General features: G+C 35.0%; 30 protein-coding genes and 2 pseudogenes. 15 read left to right on the top strand and 17 right to left on the bottom strand.

Going from position 1 to position 21483, the window contains the following annotated elements; genetic code table 11:
• Positions 1-407 precede the first annotated feature (407 nt).
• The 3 genes from HS129_15865 (at position 408) to HS129_15855 (ending at position 1528) form a co-directional block, all read left to right on the top strand.
• Positions 408-725: a DUF1564 family protein gene (locus HS129_15865; GenBank protein MBE7413511.1), complete on the top strand. Its 318-nt coding sequence runs from the start codon at positions 408-410 to the stop codon at positions 723-725.
• Positions 712-882, top strand: a complete 171-nt coding sequence (locus HS129_15860; protein MBE7413510.1) for a hypothetical protein — start codon at positions 712-714, stop codon at positions 880-882. Before HS129_15865 ends, HS129_15860 begins: the two co-directional genes overlap by 14 nt.
• 79 nt (positions 883-961) lie before the next feature.
• Positions 962-1528, top strand: coding sequence for a lytic transglycosylase domain-containing protein (locus HS129_15855; protein MBE7413509.1), 567 nt, complete (start codon positions 962-964; stop codon positions 1526-1528).
• Here HS129_15855 and HS129_15850 read toward each other — a convergent pair.
• Positions 1520-2761 carry a TraB/GumN family protein gene (locus tag HS129_15850; protein ID MBE7413508.1) on the bottom strand — a complete coding sequence of 414 codons (1242 nt, stop codon included), beginning with the start codon at positions 2759-2761 and terminating at the stop codon, positions 1520-1522. The two genes, HS129_15855 and HS129_15850, sit on opposite strands and share 9 nt — an antisense overlap.
• Positions 2762-2892: 131 nt before the next feature.
• Between HS129_15850 and HS129_15845 the strand changes: the two genes are divergently transcribed.
• Positions 2893-3768: a TPM domain-containing protein gene (locus HS129_15845; GenBank protein MBE7413507.1), complete on the top strand. Its 876-nt coding sequence runs from the start codon at positions 2893-2895 to the stop codon at positions 3766-3768.
• Here HS129_15845 and HS129_15840 read toward each other — a convergent pair.
• Complete coding sequence (locus HS129_15840; protein MBE7413506.1) at positions 3708-4700, bottom strand: elongation factor P--(R)-beta-lysine ligase; 993 nt, start codon at positions 4698-4700, stop codon at positions 3708-3710. The two genes, HS129_15845 and HS129_15840, sit on opposite strands and share 61 nt — an antisense overlap.
• 6 nt (positions 4701-4706) lie before the next feature.
• On the opposite strand from HS129_15840, the gene HS129_15835 reads away from it, so the two are divergent.
• Positions 4707-5033 carry a hypothetical protein gene (locus tag HS129_15835; protein MBE7413505.1) on the top strand — a complete coding sequence of 109 codons (327 nt, stop codon included), beginning with the start codon at positions 4707-4709 and terminating at the stop codon, positions 5031-5033.
• Here HS129_15835 and HS129_15830 read toward each other — a convergent pair.
• Positions 5006-5419 carry a DUF4279 domain-containing protein gene (locus HS129_15830; protein MBE7413504.1) on the bottom strand — a complete coding sequence of 138 codons (414 nt, stop codon included), beginning with the start codon at positions 5417-5419 and terminating at the stop codon, positions 5006-5008. The two genes, HS129_15835 and HS129_15830, sit on opposite strands and share 28 nt — an antisense overlap.
• Positions 5420-5530: 111 nt before the next feature.
• Between HS129_15830 and HS129_15825 the strand changes: the two genes are divergently transcribed.
• Positions 5531-6250 carry a response regulator transcription factor gene (locus HS129_15825; GenBank protein MBE7413503.1) on the top strand — a complete coding sequence of 240 codons (720 nt, stop codon included), beginning with the start codon at positions 5531-5533 and terminating at the stop codon, positions 6248-6250.
• A gap of 14 nt (positions 6251-6264) precedes the next feature.
• Here HS129_15825 and HS129_15820 read toward each other — a convergent pair whose 3' ends face one another.
• From HS129_15820 to HS129_15805, 4 genes are all read right to left on the bottom strand, one after another.
• A complete protein-coding gene (locus HS129_15820) occupies positions 6265-6507 on the bottom strand; it encodes a hypothetical protein (GenBank protein ID MBE7413502.1) in 243 nt (80 codons plus the stop codon).
• Positions 6508-6509: 2 nt separating this feature from the next.
• Positions 6510-6962: a hypothetical protein gene (locus HS129_15815; GenBank protein ID MBE7413501.1), complete on the bottom strand. Its 453-nt coding sequence runs from the start codon at positions 6960-6962 to the stop codon at positions 6510-6512.
• 7 nt (positions 6963-6969) lie between these two features.
• Positions 6970-7278: an HU family DNA-binding protein gene (locus tag HS129_15810; GenBank protein ID MBE7413500.1), complete on the bottom strand. Its 309-nt coding sequence runs from the start codon at positions 7276-7278 to the stop codon at positions 6970-6972.
• A 190-nt stretch (positions 7279-7468) separates the two neighbouring features.
• Positions 7469-8401, bottom strand: coding sequence for an ATP-binding protein (locus tag HS129_15805; GenBank protein MBE7413499.1), 933 nt, complete (start codon positions 8399-8401; stop codon positions 7469-7471).
• 199 nt (positions 8402-8600) lie between these two features.
• On the opposite strand from HS129_15805, the gene HS129_15800 reads away from it, so the two are divergent.
• Together HS129_15800 and HS129_15795 are read left to right on the top strand one after the other, a co-directional pair.
• Positions 8601-9503 carry an NAD+ kinase gene (locus HS129_15800; GenBank protein MBE7413498.1) on the top strand — a complete coding sequence of 301 codons (903 nt, stop codon included), beginning with the start codon at positions 8601-8603 and terminating at the stop codon, positions 9501-9503.
• Positions 9500-9844 carry an STAS domain-containing protein gene (locus HS129_15795; protein ID MBE7413497.1) on the top strand — a complete coding sequence of 115 codons (345 nt, stop codon included), beginning with the start codon at positions 9500-9502 and terminating at the stop codon, positions 9842-9844. Before HS129_15800 ends, HS129_15795 begins: the two co-directional genes overlap by 4 nt.
• Here HS129_15795 and HS129_15790 read toward each other — a convergent pair.
• Positions 9833-11515: an alkaline phosphatase family protein gene (locus HS129_15790; protein MBE7413496.1), complete on the bottom strand. Its 1683-nt coding sequence runs from the start codon at positions 11513-11515 to the stop codon at positions 9833-9835. The two genes, HS129_15795 and HS129_15790, sit on opposite strands and share 12 nt — an antisense overlap.
• Positions 11516-11635: 120 nt before the next feature.
• Between HS129_15790 and HS129_15785 the strand changes: the two genes are divergently transcribed.
• Complete coding sequence (locus HS129_15785) at positions 11636-12145, top strand: hypothetical protein (protein MBE7413495.1); 510 nt, start codon at positions 11636-11638, stop codon at positions 12143-12145.
• Between the two features lie 60 nt (positions 12146-12205).
• On the opposite strand, the gene HS129_15780 is transcribed toward HS129_15785, so the two are convergent.
• The 4 genes and pseudogenes from HS129_15780 to HS129_15765 form a co-directional block, all read right to left on the bottom strand.
• A complete protein-coding gene (locus tag HS129_15780; GenBank protein ID MBE7413494.1) occupies positions 12206-12655 on the bottom strand; it encodes a hypothetical protein in 450 nt (149 codons plus the stop codon).
• 388 nt (positions 12656-13043) lie between these two features.
• Complete coding sequence (locus tag HS129_15775; GenBank protein ID MBE7413493.1) at positions 13044-13691, bottom strand: hypothetical protein; 648 nt, start codon at positions 13689-13691, stop codon at positions 13044-13046.
• 1 nt (position 13692) lies between these two features.
• Positions 13693-14136, bottom strand: coding sequence for a hypothetical protein (locus tag HS129_15770; GenBank protein ID MBE7413492.1), 444 nt, complete (start codon positions 14134-14136; stop codon positions 13693-13695).
• Positions 14137-14249: 113 nt separating this feature from the next.
• Positions 14250-14444 (bottom strand): annotated as a pseudogene (locus HS129_15765) (hypothetical protein).
• A gap of 65 nt (positions 14445-14509) precedes the next feature.
• Here HS129_15765 and HS129_15760 point away from each other — a divergent pair.
• Genes HS129_15760 through HS129_15750 form a run of 3 tightly spaced genes read left to right on the top strand, consistent with a single transcriptional unit; the run spans position 14510 to position 15291 of the window.
• Positions 14510-14767 (top strand): type II toxin-antitoxin system RelB/DinJ family antitoxin, encoded by a 258-nt coding sequence (locus tag HS129_15760; protein ID MBE7413491.1) that lies wholly within the window; start codon positions 14510-14512, stop codon positions 14765-14767.
• Entirely contained in the window at positions 14764-15036 is a 273-nt protein-coding gene (locus tag HS129_15755) for a type II toxin-antitoxin system YafQ family toxin (protein ID MBE7413490.1), read from the top strand. Before HS129_15760 ends, HS129_15755 begins: the two co-directional genes overlap by 4 nt.
• A gap of 33 nt (positions 15037-15069) precedes the next feature.
• Positions 15070-15291, top strand: coding sequence for a hypothetical protein (locus HS129_15750; GenBank protein MBE7413489.1), 222 nt, complete (start codon positions 15070-15072; stop codon positions 15289-15291).
• Here the strand turns inward: HS129_15750 and HS129_15745 are convergent.
• Positions 15253-16014 (bottom strand): hypothetical protein, encoded by a 762-nt coding sequence (locus tag HS129_15745; protein ID MBE7413488.1) that lies wholly within the window; start codon positions 16012-16014, stop codon positions 15253-15255. The genes HS129_15750 and HS129_15745 overlap by 39 nt on opposite strands.
• 6 nt (positions 16015-16020) lie before the next feature.
• Positions 16021-16461, bottom strand: coding sequence for a hypothetical protein (locus HS129_15740; protein MBE7413487.1), 441 nt, complete (start codon positions 16459-16461; stop codon positions 16021-16023).
• 50 nt (positions 16462-16511) lie between these two features.
• Here HS129_15740 and HS129_15735 point away from each other — a divergent pair, with 50 nt between their 5' ends.
• The 3 genes and pseudogenes from HS129_15735 (at position 16512) to HS129_15725 (ending at position 17488) form a co-directional block, all read left to right on the top strand.
• The gene (locus HS129_15735) at positions 16512-16718 is read left to right on the top strand and encodes a type II toxin-antitoxin system HigB family toxin (protein ID MBE7413486.1); all 207 of its coding nucleotides are present in this window, start codon (positions 16512-16514) and stop codon (positions 16716-16718) included.
• Positions 16719-16720: 2 nt separating this feature from the next.
• A pseudogene (locus tag HS129_15730) lies at positions 16721-17090 on the top strand (transcriptional regulator).
• Positions 17091-17296: 206 nt separating this feature from the next.
• Entirely contained in the window at positions 17297-17488 is a 192-nt protein-coding gene (locus HS129_15725; GenBank protein MBE7413485.1) for a hypothetical protein, read from the top strand.
• A 57-nt stretch (positions 17489-17545) separates the two neighbouring features.
• Here the strand turns inward: HS129_15725 and HS129_15720 are convergent, their stop codons facing one another.
• The 3 genes from HS129_15720 to HS129_15710 all read right to left on the bottom strand — a co-directional run bounded on the left by HS129_15720 (position 17546) and on the right by HS129_15710 (position 21449).
• Entirely contained in the window at positions 17546-18394 is an 849-nt protein-coding gene (locus HS129_15720) for a flagellin (GenBank protein MBE7413484.1), read from the bottom strand.
• A gap of 311 nt (positions 18395-18705) precedes the next feature.
• Entirely contained in the window at positions 18706-19548 is an 843-nt protein-coding gene (locus HS129_15715; GenBank protein ID MBE7413483.1) for a flagellin, read from the bottom strand.
• A gap of 389 nt (positions 19549-19937) precedes the next feature.
• The gene (locus HS129_15710; protein ID MBE7413482.1) at positions 19938-21449 is read right to left on the bottom strand and encodes a DUF342 domain-containing protein; all 1512 of its coding nucleotides are present in this window, start codon (positions 21447-21449) and stop codon (positions 19938-19940) included.
• Between the last annotated feature and the right edge of the window lie 34 nt (positions 21450-21483).

Here is a 21483-nt window from a genome sequence, read left to right as displayed (position 1 = left end):
TGTGGGATCTCCACTCTTTTCTGTAAAGTGCATGTTTTATACCAATTGTGAACCTTTTATGCAAAAATGTGGAAACTCCAATTCAGAGGACTGATAACGAAAGTCTGAGGTCGGAAATAGTGGAGGTAGAATCTTTGCAAATACGTTTATCTTTTAGGATGAGGTTTTGAGCTTTAGTAGAGTTTTTGAAATTTCGCGTTTAGTGCAGATCTTACACTTTTCGTGCGAAAATGTGGGAACTCCACTTTTTTGGGGGATTAAAAAAAGATTACACATTTAGTGCAGATTTGAGACTTTTTCTGTAAAAACTAAAAAAAATTTTCTAAAATTGCAAAAATTTTATTTCTATCGTGATATTTTTTTACCTTATAAAGAAGAGCAGAAAATTTTACTTTAAGGAGAAATTTATGAACCCACAAAAATTTACAGAAACCCAATCGAGCTTGCTTGTTCCAGCAAAATATATGGACGAGTTCAATAGAAGAACGACAGGTTTATCAAGGAGGAAATACCTAAACGTATTGTTGAACAGATACAGAAATGTGATTCTTTGGGGGACTTTTGAGAAAATGGATAGAGTAAAGAAAGCGTATCAAGAAGTCGGGCAAAATTTGCAGAAAAAGAATTTTACCCCGAATAACGAAGACTGGATTGAGCTTGGGCATTCTTGCAGACTGGCTTGGCACCACAAAGACAGCTCTTTTTACTCTTTTGTTAGTGCTTGACCTTGCCGAATGGGACATAATTCTCCCCAGCAGATTCTTCGAGAATGGAGTTCCCACCCCGGTAACCACGATTGCGGGGGGAGCTTACCTTTCCAAGAGAAAAACGACTCGTTACGACAGACTAAAACGATATAGAAGACCAAAACCGGGAGGCTAGAGAAAAAACGCCCTACTCTTTATGAAAAGAATCTAAAAAAAATCTCAACTTTTCTGAAAATTTACCGATGAGACATAATATGAGAATCGAAAATTTACCTCAAGTAACAAGTATTCTTGTGAGAATCAAAGAAATTGAAACTCTTCCCGAAAAATTAGAAGACAACTATTCCAAACAATTTTTTAAAAAACAAGAAATTTCAGGATTTGAAAAAGAACTAAAAAAAGTAATCACAGAAGAAAAAAGTCCTTCTTCAAAAAACAAAGACTTATTATCTATTATAGAGGAAAATTCAAAAGAAAAAAATTTAGATCCGAATTTAGTCAAAGCTGTAATCAAAGCCGAATCAAATTTTAATCCGAAAGCAGAATCCAAAAAAGGTGCACTTGGTCTCATGCAGCTAATGCCAAAAACTGCGGAGATGCTCGGTGTCAACAACCCACTTGACCCTGAAGAAAATATTTCAGGCGGGACTGAATATTTAAAAGATATGTTGAATATTTTTGGAAATAAAAATCTCGCACTTGCAGCGTATAACGCCGGGCCTGGAAGAGTTCAAAAGTTTGGAAGTATTCCTCCCTACAAAGAAACAAAGAACTATGTAGAGAAGGTAAATAAATTCTACAACCAATTCAAATCAGAATAATCCGGTGAATCCTTTGTAGGTTACGATAAATGTTCCGATACTGCTCCCAAGTTGTGGAAGCATAAAAACCAAAAATATTCTAATCACTCTATTTTTCCAGTAGCCTGTAAAGTTTTCGGAGTCTGTTGCAATATTTTCAAAATCTTCAACAATAGGCTTCCTAAAATACGATTCGGAAAGTGCAGCCACCCAACCAGGTTTTAAAATTGGATTAAAATTTCCAAGCGGAGCAACTACAAATGCAAGTAGAATAGAAACCGGATGGGCAAGTGCAATGAGTGCACCGAGTGCGGCAAGACTTCCCTTGACTACAACCCAATTGATTGCAAATTCCATTGCCTTTTCTTTTCCACCTGAATAAAAAGTATAAGACAACAAACCAAGTATTAAGAGGGGCAATACAAAACCAGAAATTCTCTGCAAGATAGTTTTCACCGGGATAATGTCTAAATGAGAAATATCTTTTGGTTCATGGATGTGCGTTAAAATCCCTTCTAAGTGGCCTGCTCCGACGACTGCCAAAAGTTTTTTTGAATTAGAAGCAGCGTTACGGATTTTTTCTGCAAGGTATTCATCTCTTTCATCAATGATTACATTCTTAATATGTTCATAACGTTTGGGTAATTGCGAAAAAAGGTCTTTTAAAGCATCGTCTGATTTCATCTCTTCAATTTTTTCTTCTGTAACATCTTCCTTTACAAGGAGAGAAGTAATAAGAGCACTAAGCAAATACATCTTGGAAAAAAATCCAACATTCCCCCACGCTCTTTTTAAAGTAGTCTGCACTTCCCTATCCACAGTAATAAGTTTTGCTTTCGTTCTATCTGCTTCTTGGATTGCTTTACGCATCTCGTCGCCGGGCTTGACCTCTCCTTTTCCGATTTTTTTTTGAAATGAGGAAAGTATCAAAGTCGATAAAAGTAAATACATTTTTCTTTGTTTGAACACTTTGAATATATCAAGTTTCTTCCAGTGCTCCGGGTCTCTGACAGATGTAAGTCTTGAATCACAAAGCTCGACACAGATTGTATCAGGTTTTTCTTTTTTTACGATTTCTTCTACAGCTTCTATACTTTTTTTGCTTACATGTGCGGTGCCAAGAATAGTTACGCTGCATTTTCCGATCTTTAAATTTCGGATAGGCTCAGAGTGGAGTGTCGTTCCCTTAGTTTTAGAAGTTGTGCTTGTAATAGATTTTTTTTTCAAAGGTGGTTTCTTTTTTACGGTTTTCATAATTCTATTTTCTAGTCTTTTTTGTATGGTAGATGAATCAATATATATTTTACTCCGTCTAATCAAAGAAAAGTAAATTATAATTGCAAATCTATTCGCATGACTTTTTATAAAAAGCAGTAGGAGAAAAAATGAATAAAATTTTTACAATTTTTTTAATATTTTTTTTATATACCCAATCCGTGTTTGGAGAAGTTTCAGATACCGCCGGGATGTTTCATAACGAAGCAGTGAGTTCTGCGAATCAGAAAATTTCTGAAATCCAATCCAAGTTCGGGAAAAATTTAGTAATAGAAACTTTCCCTGAAATAAAAAATTTTCATCCTTCTGAGTTTGCTTTACAAAGAGCAAGAGAGAAAAAAGTTAACGGTGTTTACATTCTAATTGCAAAGAAAGAAAAAAAAATTGAAATCAAAGTTGGAAGTAAAACAAGAGAAATTTTTGGTAGTTTTGAGTCCGGTACTCTGAAAGAAAAATTAGCGAGTGAATTTAAAGCCGGGAAATTTGACTCCGGTTTAAATTCAGCGATTGACTACTATTCGCAAGTTTTATCGGGAAGTGCTCCTCTCACAAAAGATACACGCCCTGTTCGAGGGGAAACTTACAATTCAATGAAAAATAACTCTGGTAGTAAATTTTCTGGAATTCTCACAATTCTTTTTTTTGTATTAATAGCATTTATAATAATCCGACTTATTAAAAATTTCACAAGTCGTAACCGCCCTCAAAGTCAAGGAGAGCAAAATGGTATGTTTGCAGGAGGAAGAGGAATCATGGGAGGAATCCTTGGCGGAATATTTGGAGCGATTGCAGGGAACTGGATCTACGATAAATTGACAGGCAGAGACAACTTGTATGGAAACGACAGATACTCAGACAATTCCTCCTATTACGGCAACAATGACCTTTCTTCCGATTCGTGGTCAGAGTCCGATGACGGAAGTGATTACTCATCGGGAGATTCAGGCTCTTTCGATGGAGGTGATTCAGGTGGTGGAGATTGGTAATAAGGGCTAACAAAGCGCAAATCTTTATGGTTTAGGAAAATCATAAAAAGTCTATCCAATCCAAAAGATATACCTGAAGAGTTTCCTATTCCGGCTATAAGTGCCTGAATCAAATCTTCATCAATATCAAAAACTTCTTTCCCTAATTTTTTTCGTAAGGCTTTTTCTTCTTCAAATCTTTTTCTCTGTAAATATGGATCGGATAACTCATAAAATCCATTTGCAATTTCGATTTTCTTCCAATAGATTTCAAATCGCTTTGCTCTACCGTTTTCTACTTTTGCAAGAGAGGCAAGCTCTTGAGGGTAGTCATACACAAAAGTTGGATTCTCACCAAGACGATTTTCCACACAATTTAAAAAGGTTAAAAAAAATAAATCATCGTAAGAATATGTTTGAATAGAAAAATCATCCAATAATCTATTTTTTTTTATTGTAAATACCAAATCTTCTCTTGAAAACCCCCTACCCGTTTTTTGAAAAAATAATTCTTCCATAGAGATGACAAGACAATCAGAAGTTGAAAAACCAATATTTTTAAAATGATTATTTAAGTGTTCGAGTAACTGAATACAAAATTGGATTAATCCTTTTTCATCAGTATTAGATATATAAAACTCTAACATTAAAAACTCTTTTGTATGTAAAACACCTTTTTCCCCGGAGCGATATACATGAGCGATTTCGTAAATTCTTTCCAATCCTTTTGAAAGAACCTGTTTTAAAGAATACTCAGGAGAGGTAATTAAATAACCTTCATTTTTGGAATGAGGAGAAGAAACTAAAAATGGATCTAAATAAGGCTCCATTCCCGGCGTTTTTTTTAATGTAGGTGTGTCTATTTCAAAAAAATGATTTTCATGAAAAAATGTTCTGATAGAATATAAAAATTGAGATCGGATTTGTAAAATTTCAAAAGGAAGTAGATTCATCGAATTATGGCTAAGGATCTAAAATATTTTAAAATAGAAAAAAAACGTGGGTTTATAGAAATAATTTGTCTATTTGAAGAAGCTAATGAAGATATTTTACAAGAAATCAAAAGTGTATTCAATTTAGTTTTTTTTGGATCGAATGAAAATATAAAACTAAATACGATTAAAGTTGCATATTTCGACCATACCCTTATCAATGAAATTTTAAATTTTGCAAAAGGATTAAAAGAAAAAAAAAGAAAATTTTTCATTTATGAAATCACAAATAGTTTTCAAAGATACTTAAATAGGTTCAACTTAGATCAGTTAGTGCCCATTAGCCCGGCTTGACCTTGATTGCTTTTATTCAACCAAGGATTTAACTCAAATCGAATCCCTAAATTTCCCAATATGGAAAGAATCCTTGGACTGAAATCAATCCCCCGGGTGCTTTCATCCGAAAATTCTACACTTGCATAAATTGTACATTCTATTCCAATAATCATTTTTTTAAAGATAAGTCTTACAGGTGCAAGTCTTTTTAAAATTTCCCAAAGATGCTCTTCTAAAGCATGGTCAGCACTTAATTTAGAATGGATCTGCCAAAACCCGGTAGTTCCAGACTTAGAGTTAGTTTCTTCAAAAAAATCAGGAGAAATCCCCAAATCACGGCTAAATTCATCAGGACGAAAATTTCCTGCAACCGTAAGTACAGCCCAGCTTTTTGGTTTTTGCAATTTCTTAAACCTTTATAAAAAATTACAACGAACGACTAAATTGTGTCAATGATAATTTAAAACTGAAATATTCTTGACAGAATTATGCAAATAGTTAAATTTCCAATATAAATGAAAAATATATTAGTCATAGAAGATGATCCTGATATAGGAAATCTAATTAGAAAAACTCTGAATTCTGCTCATTATGTCACCACAGTAAGTCCAACTGGCGAAGAAGGACTCACTCTATTTAAAGAGAATCGCCCGGATATGCTTTTATTGGATCTATCTTTGCCCGATATAGACGGTATCGAAATTTGTAGAACTATCCGCAAAAACGATGAAATCACTCCAATTTTTATTCTATCCGCAAGAAATGATGAGATTGATAAGATCATGGGGTTAGAGCTGGGGGCAGACGACTATATCACTAAACCATTTTCACTAAGGGAACTAAAAGCAAGGATTGATGTATTTTTCAGAAGATGGGACAATAAGAATCAGATTAGAAATGATTCTGAGGGAGAGATTATTCGAGGAGCCTTAAAAATTGACCCCGTTCGCAGAAGAGTGACCATTGGCTCCAAGATTATTAATATTTCCAGAAAAGAATTTGAGATTCTACAACTTCTCGCATCAGCCCCAGGGAAGGTATTCACCAGAGAAAAAATCTTAGAGGCTCTCTGGGGAACTGAATGGGATGGGTTTGCAAGAATGATTGATAGCCATATCAAAAGAATTCGTTCTAAATTAGAAAAGAACGCAGAGCAACCGGAATGGATAGAAACTATCTGGGGAGTGGGTTACAGGTTCAACGACAAATACGAAACTCTAACTCCAGCCGAGTAATTTATAAAAGTTCATTAAATCATATTAAAGAATTGTTTACTCAGTTTTTCTAGGTCAGCAATCAAATCCTGTGGAATTGGTTGGATCGTTTTTGCAAGTTTTACAGCGTCGTCAATAGAATCCAGAATGAGTTTTTTTTCTGAATTTACCCTTGATGGGTTCATCCCTTTTCGTTCGCTTTTGTACTTGGCTGCTTTTTCATCAATGATCCGAGTCATTGTATTTAAAATTTGAATTTTTTCTTTATCGGAGCTCATCTTTATCCCTGAATTGCAGTTTCATATTCTGATTTTAAACTTTCAACTAAATTTAATTCTACTGGAATTTTATGACCTGTTAGAATTTTTATTAACTCTAAGACAAGCTCATCTTCTTCAAAGCCCGAAACAATCCACTCCAAAATTTCCAAAGCCAAATCTATCTTTGGTTTCTCTTGATTTTTTCCGAAGGCAAGTCCTCGAAATTCATCTTGAATCTCTTTGTATTTTTTTTCAGAGATCCACTTTCTAATTTTCACTGGAAGGATACTCATTTGAATTTGTTTATCTGCTTTGGGAGTTCCTGTAAAAGAAAACTTTTTTTCTGGAAACTCAAGGTTGGAATGTATAGAATTTAGAATCTCCTCTCTGGAAATTCCATTAGAATGCAAAACTTCACCTATCAGTTTCCCGAAGAAAGAATCTTCAAGTGGATGATAGGCATAGCTTGACATTAAAAAATTATTTTTTAGATGGAACGATTGCTTCTTTACACGCTTTGAATAAAGAAAATCGAACTACAGTTTTTGCAGGGATTTCTATCTCTGCACCAGTCGCAGGATTTCGTCCTTTTCTTTTTTTCGTTTTTCTAAGAACTAATTTACCAAGTCCGGGGACTATAAAAGCACCATTCTTTTTTGTTTCTTTATAAGCAAGATTCACAAGAGCATCAAGAAATGCACCCGCATCCTTTTTTGAAATATCTAATTCAGTTGAAAGCTCTGATAAAATCTGTGCTTTTTTAATTGGTGTTGGTTTGCCGTTTGTCATATTTGAAAATCCTTTAACAAAATCAAAATTCTTGTTTTAAAAAATTGAATTTACAGTACAACTGCTTTCGTTTCCTCGCAGTCGAACCATAAAATTATGTTCCTTTTTTACAATCGGAAAGAATTTTCAAATACATGCAAACTTTATTTTCAATTTTTATGAAAAATCTAAAAAAACCTATAGAAAAGCCCTATTTTACATCGTATTCAGCGCTTACGCTACGCTTCACTTTTGCAAATAAATCTTCTAACTCTTTATCTGTTTGATCTCTAGTGGGAACAAAGGAAGAAAATAAAGTTCTGTAATAAGTGTCTTTATGCGATAAAGCAAATCCTGCTTCTTCCATAATTTGACGTACCTTTTCTTCTTTGTTTTTATGAGTAACTATTGTGATCGTATTCAATTTATTTTGTTTGTGATCTATATGAAAATAACAAACTACATCTTCATAATCCAATCTGTCGATTTCAGTACGAATTTCATCAAAACTTGTTTCTGCTCTTGTTCCTTTCGGGTCTTTGTAGTTTATCAAAACTCTCTTGAAGTAGTGGATCTTTCTTCCATCAGGAGCAATCTCCACTCCATTGACCACTCTCCTCTCATCGGCTAATTCTCTCATCAAAAATTCACCTCTGCCTCTTGAGCTTTCAAAATCAAAATGCTCTGAGGTGATATCGCCTTTCTTGGCATTTTCATCAATCTGCGAAAGTGTGTATTTTGCTCCTAACTCCATTTCATGCTTGAATGTCATTTTTAAATACGGGTTATGGATTTTATTATTAATCTCCAATTCAATCTCTGCAAAAGTTCCGTATCCGTGCTCTACAATATTCTGAATAGCTTCGGTCACTGCAATTCTTACCGAATCTGGATCAAGTCCGATGATAGGTGCGTATTTCTTGATCTGGTTTTTAATATCGTATAGAGAGCCTTCTTTTTCATTAATCCCTGCCCCTATCTCGTGTTTCAAAATTTCTTCTCTTCTTAGGATGATTTTGAAATACAGATCGGCGATTGTATTAGGGAGATAAGGCGATTTAGCTACTGCATTCAATTCGTCTTTAAGGTTTTTATTTTCAAATTCTAATTTGGAAATTTTTTTCAATAATTCGTCAGTGTTTATTTGTTCCATTACATTACTCATTCAATTCCATGATGGTTTTTACTTTATTTAAAATGCAATTATTATTTGTAAAAATAAAAATTAAATTAGGAATTTTGTCCAATATTATACTGAAATACAAAAATTTATTTGTTTACCAAATAGCCCCAAATATAGAATACTAAAACCCATAAAATAAATTATTTTAGATACATAATCCATGAAAAGCAATTTAACAAAAATCCAAAGCGTACTTATCGTTCTAAAAAGATCTAAATATGAATTAGACTTAGAAAAATATGGTAGCTTGGCTACATTAAAGAAAATATGCCAAGTCCAAAATAATTGCTTTCATAAAATCCACTCCTCGCACTTGCGACAGCTAAAAAGTAGAGAGATTTTAAAATATACTTTTCCAAAGGGTGACTTTATTTTCAGGGAAAATATCAGAAACAGAAATCTGAAAAATTATGACCTTGTAATCGCACTTGGGGGAGACAACCATTTCACTTATGTCTCTCACTATACTTACCAAAATCTTTTACTCGGCTGCAATTCAGACCCCGAATCCTCTGTGGGAGCTTTGCTCAGTTTTACACCAAAATCCCTAAAAGAGTCCAAAGAGCAATTTTGGAAAAATACAAAAATTGAAAACTGGGCTTTGATCTCGTCGAAGATTGAATACCCAAACGGGAAAAAAATCGAAACCGTAAAGGCAGTAAGCGAAATCCATATCCGAAACAATAGCCCCGACCTAATCAGCAGATATTTGATAAAAATCGGAAAAATTCTAGAAGAACAAAAAAGCTCCGGGTTTTTGTTGTACACGGGTGCAGGATCTACAGGCTGGGTGAATTCTTGTATGCAAACCAATAAAAAAAATTCTACATTCTCCAAAACCAAATCTATTTTCAGAGCCTACTCAAGAGAGTTGGGAGCAAGGTACAGGCAAAAATACAAACTCATGGACTTCCCAGTAAATGAAAAATTAGAAATTATTTCTGAAATGAATGGTGGAATTTCGATTGACTCTTTGAGCGAGCGTATTTATGATTTTCCAGCAGGTGCTAAAGCGAGTTTTCAACTGTCTAAAGATAAATTAAGAGTACTTACATTACGATGAATGAACATTTAATAATTCAAACAATACATAAAAATGACGTAAAAATATTTGAGCTTCAGGGAAGACTCGACGAAAGTTCATTTGATGTATTACAAAAAAAGTACGATGAAATTTCCGAGTCGATACACTTAATATTAAATCTATCGAAATTAAAATATATTTCCAGTTCAGGAATTCGCTCGTTGTTTGATATGAAAAATAAACAAGAGTTGAATAATAAAAAAATGTATCTTGCAGAAGCCTCAGAAAATATTATCCGTATTTTCACTATATTGGATTTATGGAAATCATTCACCCATTACAACACAATCGATGAGGCAGTAAAAGAGCTATCTTCTTAACTCTGCATTCTTACGAATTACTTGCTTAAAAAATCTTTTCCCATTGGATTGAATTTTCAATATTTTTGAAATAATCTGACCTTCAGAAATTCCATATTTATTCATAACTTCTCTATTTAACCCGACTTGACCTACTGTCATTGTCTTGATCAGGCTTTCGCCTAACGTATTCTTGGAACCAAGAAGAGAATTCACTTCCTTGTAAAAATCCTCAATCAAATACCTTTCCCCTCCCGAAATTTCAGGAAGTGGAGCGCAACCATGGTCGGCAGTCAACACAAATACAAACCTATCACTAAAATTTGATTTTAAAAATTCTAAGATAAGCCCAACTTGTTTGTCTGCTTCTTGAAAGGTATTTTCTGCTTCCAAGGACTCCCAACCAAAATAGTGTCCGGCTGCATCAGTAGCCTTGATCGTCATATAAGCCAGATCCGGTAAATTATCGCTTGCCTTCCCTTTTTTGATAATCTTTTCTTCGATCATTTTTTTAAATAGACCCGCTTCCAACTCTACTTCTTTTGGGGTTGCCATAATTTGACTCCAATATTTTTTAGAGTCCTCTTTTCTGAAGTTATGTATATCCTTCCAACCATTCGGATAATTTAAAATAAAATTCTCACATGGAGAAAATTCATTCGCAAATTCAGGGTATGAATAGTACCTAACGTCCGACTTCCACTTGCAATCATGAGCATCTAACCAATATACATAGTCCTTATCTGTACCGGAAAGTTGTCCAAAACCATGCCCACCCATTCCGATAGACGCACGAAGTGCATAAGCCTGACTGATAACTTCCAATTGGTTTTTAAAATACAAGTCTGCAACATCAGCCAAGGTCTCAGTTCTGAGGTCTGAAATATTTACATTCGTCTCATCGTGAGAATAAATTTCACTTTGATGAAATTTCCCATTTTCAAGTGTATAAAAAGTATTCCCCACTACTCCATTCTCTCTTGGATATGCACCTGTCCCTATTGCTGCATGACCTACGGCAGTGTGTGCATCAAGATGACCTACCTCTGCATTTGGGAAGTAAGCACTTCTTGCCATAATAGATTTTATATTAGGATAAGAATTTGGATGAGCTTTGTATAATTGTTGACCTCCTTGGTCTATTACAATCGTTACAATAATTTCCGGCAGTTCACTACTCTCTTTTAAAATTTGAGAAAGTTCAGATTCTTTTGCTCCGTTTGGCTTAGGTGTATTTATAATTTTTGCGAGTGTAGGAGCAATTTTTTGTTGAGGGATTTTTTCGGAATATACTCCCTTTTGAAACCATTTGTCCCCATAAAAAAGAATAGGAATTTGTTTGTCGTAAGAATAGTCAGTAGAATGAGAAGTCCTCCCTACCCTCATAGTCACAACTCCTTCTTTTTCGGAAAATTCAAGACTCGGATTGGATTGCAAATCAGAAATATATCTACCATGCTCTGCGAGATAACGAACCAAATCTTTTTTCCTAAAATTGGATTTTGTATTTTTGCTAATCCAGCTACTTTCTAAAATATTGTACTTTTCAGGAATCAAAAATAAATCTATTTCGTCAGTAGCCGATCTTTCTATTTTAGAAATTAGCCCAAAATCTTTTTTGCAACAGGAAGAAACCCAAAAAACAGATAAAATAAAAGCAAAAATCCCAAAAATTTTATTAAAAGGACTCATAGAAACCACCTCTCACTCAAGAACTATACTTTATAAATACTGTATATTTTAAAAGAAAAAATTAAAATTTCTATTTCCAAAGTTGTAATTTTTCAGGATATTGATAATTTGGGGATTAGATTGAAAAATTCTCAGAATAAAAAACAAAATTACACTCACCTATACAAAATATTTTTTGTTTTGTCTATTGCTTTTCTGATATTTTTTGGTTTACTGACATTGTTCTCTTTTCATAAAAAACTATTCCTTGAAGAAAATTATAAAAATCTCTCCGAAACGCAACCGAGTTTTGCAACTCTTTCAGAATATCATCCGATTGTAGTAGCTGGAAGAAAAAAACATATCTATACCTATCTTGTCCCCGACAACAAAGGTAAATTGTACGAGGTTGTAGAAATGGCAGATCCTATTTTACACAAAAGACTTAGAGTGGGAGACAGCATCCCTATTCGGAAAAAAATTATTTACTACTTCTCCAAGAAAATTGTCATCGCTAAAATAGAAAATAATTCTGAATCAGTTTCTATCTCCACAGTACCTCTACACATTGGTTATTTTGGGATAGGATTTGGAATGATTTTTCTACTTACGAGTTTTGGGTTGAAAGTTGTAGATAATGGTAGCGTATAAGTTTAATGAATGTTTTTTCAAAAATAAGATTCCAGAACATCTAAAACACAAATCGTAGAATTATTTTTTTCTCCACAGGATTACTCCAAATCCAATAGCAAACGGTAGAACGAATAGAGAAAGAAAACGATATAAATCCAATCCAAAAAGTATTTCTTTAGAGATTACATTTTTCCCGTTATTCGGATCGTATGCGATTTCATATTTTTGGCCTACTTCCTGACTCCCGTAAAAGAAATATTTACATTCCGCAAATTGTGTTCCTGTATTCTGTTGTCCATGGAATGCAAAGCTATAAGAATGGCTACAACTCGGCATTGTATTTCTACCCGGAGATGGAATAGAAACTTTTCCTGTATAGACTCCTGTAGTATGTGGCCAAGTGTTGTATTTTAGAAAGCTCCCGCAAGTTCCCACAAACTGAAAAAAGATTGAAAATCCTCCAATCGCAACAAGAAATTTTCCAAAATTCTTGGATGACTTTTTTTCGTTGGTATTATTCGTATTCATGCTTTCCCTTTTGATTTGTTATCTGAATTTTGTCCAGCATGATAAGCTAAGTGAAATTGAAAGAATTCAGTCCAGTCTTTTTATTCCAGTAAAATATTTGGGTTTATACTTGGATGACACGGATTTCTTTGCAACTAAAAAAAGGCTTTGATGTTTTCTCTGTGGTATTAAATTGATTTGCATTTCCTATTGTCAAGGGTTTTCTGTTGGCTCTTTTTAGTACAAGTTTTTGCAGGAAATAGAGAATAGAAGGTTTTGATAAATCAGGTTCCATCAAAATCAAACCGGCGGATTCAATATAAATTCCACCGGTGAGCAATTCAAGTCAGTAAAATCAAAGCCTTTTACTTTATTCCTTTTTAAACATACCATTTGGAAATTTTTTCTTTTAAAAACTAAATATTCGATATTTTTCCTGGCACACCCAACCAAGTGTAAACAAATTTGGATATACACCGAAGAGTGGAATTTCACATGCAGTCATATTATTTTTTCTTCTTATCGAAGGAATACATATCAGACCTATCGTCACCGCATTTACCATTCCACCAATAAAAGGAATATTGCATATCCCATCAAAACTCTTTTTATTTGACTGATTTGTTGCAAGAGGGTTTATTCCTGCGTTCTGATTTTCTAAATCAACTTGTTTATATTTCCCTTCTTTACTGATCTCTTTAATTGCCACGGCTTCGCCTCTAACCTCAGCACAAACCTCGTTTGTATCGGGGTTTGTTGTTTGAACCGTTTTTATTGATACTAATAGATCCGCTTCCGGTTTTGTTGAAAGCCCCTGAAAATACGCCGCTTGTTCTGCAGGAGATAGATTTCCGATATGTGAAGCATTGACAAAAGAATTTGATTCGTTATTTTTTACACAAGCTTTACCTATTACTTTGCCCAAGGATTCATATGACGTAATCAAAGGGTATGGAAGTGATTTTACGCTCATTACTGGAATGTCGTAGGTTTTGACGATTGGAGAAGAGCACGAAAAAGCCAATGCTAACAAAGAAAGTAAAAAATTATATTTCATATTATTTCCTCTTTTTATTGGTTTCTTCAGCTTTTTCAATATTATCAGTTTTAGCTCCATTGATATCTGTAATTTTGACCGCAAGTCCGCGAACATTTGCGCAAATTTTATCTCCAGAATTTGTAACTTCATATTTTGTTGTAGAATGGATAACAAGATCTGCATCTTCCTGCTGGGACATTGCATTGTACATTGCTATGCTTTGTGCAAAATCAAAAGCAGTAGATTTTTTTCCCAGATAACCGGCGTAAAAAGTATATTTTTCCGGGGTTCCATCGATAGTGCATCCAGTGCCTTGCACTTTACCGAGAAGCTTATAATTCGGAGTCACAGTACCCAGATTTGCTGATCTTGTTCCCCAAATATCTGTTGATTTAGTATTCGGTGTACTACATCCGATGAAACCAGCCACAAGTAGAATTGAAAATAGAGTTTTTTTTATCATATATCTTCTCCTGAAAATTTTTGCCAGACTACCCCCTGATAAAAGAAAAAATAAATTTCCGTAAAAAAATTTTTCACCAATTTTGACCATAGCTGTTAATTTTTTATTTTTTGTCAATACCACAAATGTAGTAGTTTTGGGGAAAGTTTTTTTCTGGATTTGTGCACAGCTTCGAGTAATTTCAGTATGACTGCTTTTTGAGCGTCGAGCCGGTTTTCGGGTTGCTTAAAGATTATTGAGCGCTAGCTTTCTATCTCCTCGCAGGTGATTTTATAACCAGCGTGGATCGGCATTTCGTGCATGATTTTTTATTTGGATTATTTTTTTGTTGACATGTGTATCCCAATCGTGATACATTTTCCATGAGGTTTTTATGAAATCTGCTATGATTCGTGCTAGGGTTGAGGACAAACTTAAAAAAGATGTAGAAGATATTCTTTATTCTCTTGGTATATCCCCTTCAGAGGCAATTAATATTTTTTACAGTCAAATTCGTTTGAATAATGGCATTCCTTTTGATGTAAAAGTTCCAAATTACACCACTTTAAAAACTTTTAAAAATACTGATAAAAACAAAGGCGTAAAAAAATTCAAAAATAAAGCTGACCTTTTTCAATCTTTAAAACTATGAGTCTTTTGCCTTCCTACACAAATCAGTTTGAAAAAGATATTAAACTTTGTAGAAAGAGAAATAAAGATTTAACAAAACTTAAAACAGTCGTTTCTTTATTAATCGATAAAACAGCACTTCCAGCAAGAAATAAAGATCATAAATTATCCGGCTCTTATGTTGGTAGAAGAGAATGTCATATTGAGCCAGATTGGCTGTTAATTTATAAAGTTCGCGGGAATGAAATAATTTTTGAACGAACGGGAACTCACTCGGACCTTTTTGAATAATTTTTTCTTATCTGATCCTTTCGGAAAAAATTTATGAAAATTAGAATGACAAATGAAGAAAACCTAATACATTATGCGTTAGGCGATATTGAGGGGAGACACGCACTTTTGATGTGCTTACAACAATTAGGTGAAGCCCTGGGAAAAATTGAAAATCCTGAATGGAGAAAAAACCTGAATCGCCAACAAGCCCGAACGATGCGAAACATCCCACTCCTAATTATTTTGACACAAATTCGCAAATTCATAATTTGAGTAGGAATAATTTTGGCTTTGATAATGTGTTTTTACAGTTCTGTTACGCAAAATATATTTTTCATCGTAAGAATAAACTGTATAATTATTGCAGTCAATATTTTCTGATATAGCGCGATAAGAAATAATATTCTGGTTTTCATTATACGTCCAAATAATATTCGTATTTTGACAATTTCCTTTTGTAATAATACCTCCTAATACTCTTCCTTTTTCATCCCACGTAAAATATTTTTCTCCATAAGATTCATCTATTCTTGAATATTCTATTAACAAACCATTTTCATTGTGAGTATAAATTTCCTGAAATTGGAGAGTTTCTTTTCTAACTAAATTATTTATCGGTCCGACAAGGGAAGTAATCTTTTGAGAAAATTTATCACTATTCTGGAAAAAATATTTAGCCGAAAGATCGCGACCTATTGTACAATGATAAATAAATTCCCTTGTAAAAATACATTCTCTTGTAACATAGTTTATTGTTTCCCAATCACTTCTTCCATTAACTAAGGATTGCTCTGTCACCAAATATTTTTTTGGATAACTAATGCAATTTCTCTGATTCAATAATGAAAGGATTATGGGAAAATTTTTAATTTGCGATTCAAAAGACTTCTTATCTGAACAATGAATATTAAGCACTACTAATATTGAATAGACACAAATACTTCCTCTAAATAACTGCCTCCATCTTACAGTTAAAATGGAAGCAGATATTTTCATGGGAATTTACGGAGCAACTACATTACAAGTATAGTTTGCTAAATCTCCACTACCCACACAAGTTGTATTTCCGATTTTTAATCCATCTCTATTAAGAGGGGTACAAGCGTATTTATCTCCTAAAGGACTTTGGCACTTGGAGACTCCTTTTGATGTATCACCACTTAATTTTGATAGATTGCCCTGAATTGTGTATGAACAACATCTCGAAGTGCAACAAGCCAATGAATTGGAGCAAGAATCCGAACAGCTTGAAGAAGAAGATGTGGAGCTTGTTCTTGACACACTGCTAAGTAGCATCAATAAAAACCACAAATTCCAAAAAGCGTCTGCATCTTTTTTTGCCTTTGCCGTTGCATTATAGTCAGCGCAGCCGACTAAGCTCCCTGCTACTACCATAAGAATACATAGCATTGAAACAACTTTCATTAAATTTTTTTTATTCATATATTTTCTCCTGAAAATTTTTTGCCAGACTACCCCGATAAAAAGAAAAAATAAATTTCCGTAAAAAAATTTTACCAATTTTGACCATAGCTGTTAATTTTTTTATTTTTTGTCAATACCACAAATGTAGTAGTTTTAATATTTGTGAGAATAAATATCGATTGATTGTGAAAATACATTACGGAATCGGAATAGTTTATATTCGTTTTATTGGGACGCATAGCCAATATGATCGAATTAATGCAAATGAGGTGTGACTATGGATATTAAACCATTGAAGAGTCGAAAAGATTATGAAGCGGCTATACGGGAAATTGATGCTTTATTGGAGAAAGATCCTATGCCGGGGACGTCAAAGTATGACAAACTGGATGTATTATCAACCTTGGCAGAGAAGTATGAGAAAGAGAATTTTCCAATACACGATCCAGACCCTATAGAGGCAATCAAGTTCAGGATGGAAGAAATGGATCTGACTACAACCGATTTGGGCAATTATATCGGGAGTCGAGGCCGAGCATCCGAGATTCTGAATAAAAAGAAAACTGACAATCAAAATGATACGTTCATTGTCGACGAATCTTAAGATACCCGCGGATTCATTGATTCATGACTATCCTCTCAGATAGGTACAAGAGAATTTGATGTCAATATATCTGATTTGCAAAAAATAGAGAAAATAATTTTCGAATATCAGTCCTATTTATGACGCTACTGCAAAAACCCCTTTCAGGGCTTTTTACAACGCTAGAAAATGGCACTTTTATTGGCTTTTTGAACAATTCTTTTTCAAAAAACGACTTTTTGCAGGTACGCCATTTATTGGAGAAATATAATGAATTTCATGGCAACAAATAACCTCATAAAAGAAATACCGTCTATTAAAGTCTGGACTGAAAAAAGAACAATCTTTTTAAAATTAGTAAAATTGCGGGCGAACGGAAATTCTCTCAGATGGGAAAATATTGATGAAGATTTAACTGTATCTGGAATTCTCGTAGGAAGGTTTCAACATCCCTTTGTATAAAGTAGATTAAAAAAATCCCCGCTAAGTTTAGCGGGGAAATTCACACTGCTTCCCTTTTTAGAATCTGTCAGTGAGAAGTTTTACAACCTGTTCGGGCCTTGCATTCGCCTGAACAAGCATAGCCATCGCACTCTTTGACAGAATTTGATTTTTAGTGTACTCAACCATTTCAGTAGCCATATCAGCGTCCCGAATTCGACTTTCTGCGGCGACCATATTCATGTACCGAGTATCCAATGACTTTGCAGTGACCTCAATTCTATTGTAATAGGCTCCGAGATCGGCTCTTTGCTTTGAAAGTTTTCCTATCGCTTCGTCCACTACACCTATCATCTTGTTTGCGTTTGCAGGTGAAGAAATTGTTTCTCTTTTTCCCGCAGACTGCAATTTTAATGAACCAGAATTCATTGTACCGACATAAATGTCGAGTTTTTCATTCTGGTTGGGTCCTACATGAAGAGACAATGGATTTTTAGAAGCTCTTGAAAATTGCCCGTTTAGAGTTTTTACATTATTAAACTCTGCCGTGTTCCCAATTCTCTCAACTTCATCAATGAGCTGGGACACTTCCAACTGGACTTGTTGCCTGTCCATATTAGAATATATCCCATTCGCAGATTGAACAGAAAGTTCCCTGAGCCTTTGAAGAATATCATTCACCTGCTCTAAAGATCCTTCTGTCACCTGAATGAAAGAAATTCCATTCATGGCATTTTTTTCTGCTTGGGCAAGCCCTCGGATTTGAGTTCTCATTTTTTCTGATACAGAAAATCCGGTTGCGTCGTCCCCTGCTCTATTGATCCTAAGTCCTGTGGAAAGTTTTTCCATAGACTTATCCATCTCTTCACTTACAGTCCTTAGTACCCTGTTTGCTTTTAGTGCGCCCAGGTTGTGACCTATAATCATATACACCCTCCCTGCGTAAATGTGGGTTCATCCATAACCCAGGGCTTTGGTGCGTTAGTTACTAACCGCCCCTTATCCGCCCCCGCTTCGTATGGATTTTATCCCGAATGGGCGGCAGACAATCATTTACAAGAAAAGTTCTCCACAAAAATTTGTGGAGAGTGTATTGTCAAAGAACTCTTTTTCCTAAAAAAAGGATTCTATTTTTTTAAACTTTCTCTCCCAAGAACTGAGGTTTCTAAATTCCTCATCATATCTAATATCTATCGAAAACTCAATCCCTATAGACAGTTAGAATGTTGATAGACCTCCTACCTCAAAAGCCTGAGCACTGCCTCAGGTCTGACTGTAGTTTGCGAAACCATTGCAAGACTCGTATCCGTTAGAATTTTATTTTTTGTGTATTCTACGAATGTCTCTGCCATATCCGCATCCCTAATACGTGACTCAGAAGCCTGAACATTTTCATAAGCGCTCATTAAACCTTTCGCCGCATGTTCGAGACGATTGTAATAAGCACCGAGATCTGCTCTTTGTTTTCCGAGTCTTTGCAAAGCCGAATCCACAAGACCTATTGTGTCGTTGGCTTTTCCGGGAGTGGAAATGGAAGTAGCTCTTCCTGCGGCTTTCATTTTAAGAGAAGTAGCGTTCATAGTACCTATGAAAACTCTTTCTCTCTGGTTCTGGTTTGCACCCATGTGAAACCACATGCTTGCAGTTTTTGATCCTCTTGCATAGTCCCCGTTCAAAACTTTGAAACGATTGAACTCTGCTTGAGAAGCTATTCGATCCAATTCATCTACAAGACCGGAAACTTCCACTTGTACTAATTGTCTGTCTTCCGGTGTGTAAATTCCATTAGAAGTCTGAATTGCCAAAACCCTGACCCTCTGAAGAATTTGCGAAGTCTGCTCCAAAAAGCCTTCGGCAACCTGAATGAAGGACATTCCGTCTTCAGTGTTACGCTCAGCTTGTCGCAAACCCGCAACTTGTGTTCTCAACTTTTCCGAAACTGCAAGCCCGGAAGCATCGTCGCCGGCTCTATTGATTCTAAGCCCGCTTGACAATTTCTCCATGGACTTGTCCACTTCGGTAGTGTTGAATTTCAACGCTCTGCTTGCATTCATCGCGCTGATGTTGTGATTGATAATCATCTTACCCTCCTTTGTAAAAAAACCCTTCATCCTGAAGGGGAGCTTTATTTCCCGGTTTACGATTGCAGACCGTTCCAAAAACTCCTAAAGACAAATTCCCAAATTTTGTCTTAAATAAATTTTTGGAAAAAAATCGCTAAAGCTAAAGCGTTAAAGGGACGATAAAAGATACAGGGGGAATATACTAAAAATCCGTTTCAAATTTTTGAGCCGGTATTCCTTTACCAAACCCTTCAAATCTACAGATTATTTCAAAAAATCAGAATCTTGTCAAGTATTTTTTTGGATTATTCTGAAATTTTAACTTATTTGTTTTTGTGTATTTGCGTAAATTCGGCATAATAGTCTGATGATTAAGGCTTTTCAGTATTTAAATACCCAAAAAACAATCATCGTTTAGGCACTTTCTTTTCAATGAAGGCAGACTGAACTGCCTTGTCTTGTCCGGGAAAAAATTTCAACATGAAAGAGCTTTGCTGAACCGTAAATTTTTCTATTTGCCGTCTATATTTTATAACCGAATTCGGAAATGCCATTCCCCGAACTACCATAGTTACCGCTTCTTGGCTATATCTGTTAATTTTCAAGGATTCGATCTGCTCTGCCATAAGATTGGCTTTTTTTGCTTTCTCTTGATAAGAGTCAAAAAACTCCTTGAACTTTTGCTTTTTTTCTTCGTCTAAATTTCCTCTCGCTGCCATGACTGCACGTTTGATTTGTTGAACCTTAGGCAATAGCTCTTCAACTTCTTTTTCTAAAGCCTGTAGTCTAACTATCCCCTCTTTGTAAGATTTTTCATTTTTAAAATGAAACCCAAGCTCTACCACAGCCTCAAGACCTGCGAGCGATCCGAGATTCAATACAGACACACCTCCATAGGCGATGATTTCAGATCCGATCACAGATGCCGACGGCCCGTTTAAAATTACATTTCCAAGACAATAAATTTTTGAATTTAGCACAGAACCTTCTAAGATAATATCTCCATCCACTTCTAAAACCGAGTTCTCGATGAACTTAGCTTTTAAGTCTCCTCCAATTTTTATTGCCCTTCTCCCTTTTACTTTTATTCCACCTTTTACTTCCAGTCCTTCCGATACAGTTACCTCATCAGACTCGATGTTCCCTCCGACAATTAAACTCCCTGTACAAAAAACATTGGATCCGGATTCTATACTTCCCTTTACACGAACGCTCCCTTCATACTTTACGTTTCCTGTAGATAACCCGACATCCGATTGAATTTCTAATTCAGGCGAAACAGATACAGAATTGTCTGTAAGATAGATTACACCGTCTGTCACAGAATAGTGCTCTATATAGATATGCCCTGAATTTTCTATAGAAGGAATATTTTTTGTATAAACATTTTTCCCTATGGATAGTTTAGGTCGATTTATTGATGGGGGGTAAATTGGTTTTCCAAATACACTCACTCCTTGCTTACCAGCTATCCCCTCAAAAAGAGTAGCTACCTTTTCATCTTTTTTTACATGAATGTATCTGTCGGTGTTTCTATAATCCGCGCTTCCATCTTCAGCGATTACCACTCTCTTAGCTCTTGGGTGATAGAATTTCAAAAATCCATCTACCCCGGGCGTTGCAGGAACTCCAGTCGCAACAATAAATTTAATAGGACTTTCATCAGTGGGCTTAGGGCCACGATTAGCTAATTTTGTAAGTGAAATCCTGATTGCCTCATAGTCTGTTCGATCTTCTGCAATCCCACTCTTATCTAAAAAATCTTGCAGGTCTCCAAGAGAAAGTGGATGACCAAAAAGTTTTACAGGGCTAATGGTCAATTCCGCAGACAAAGTGTCCTCTGAAATACTTAGACTCAATGCTCTTTCTGCATTAAAATCTCCAATTCCCGGAATATTCTGTATTTTTTGGTCTTCCATAACTATCTCTATATATATATTACGAATAGAAATC

The organism is Leptospiraceae bacterium, from assembly GCA_015075105.1.
GTDB lineage: Bacteria > Spirochaetota > Leptospiria > Leptospirales > Leptospiraceae > JABWCC01.
The sequence above is the reverse complement of the archived record's forward strand: the minus strand, read 5'-3'. Positions and strand labels throughout refer to the sequence as shown.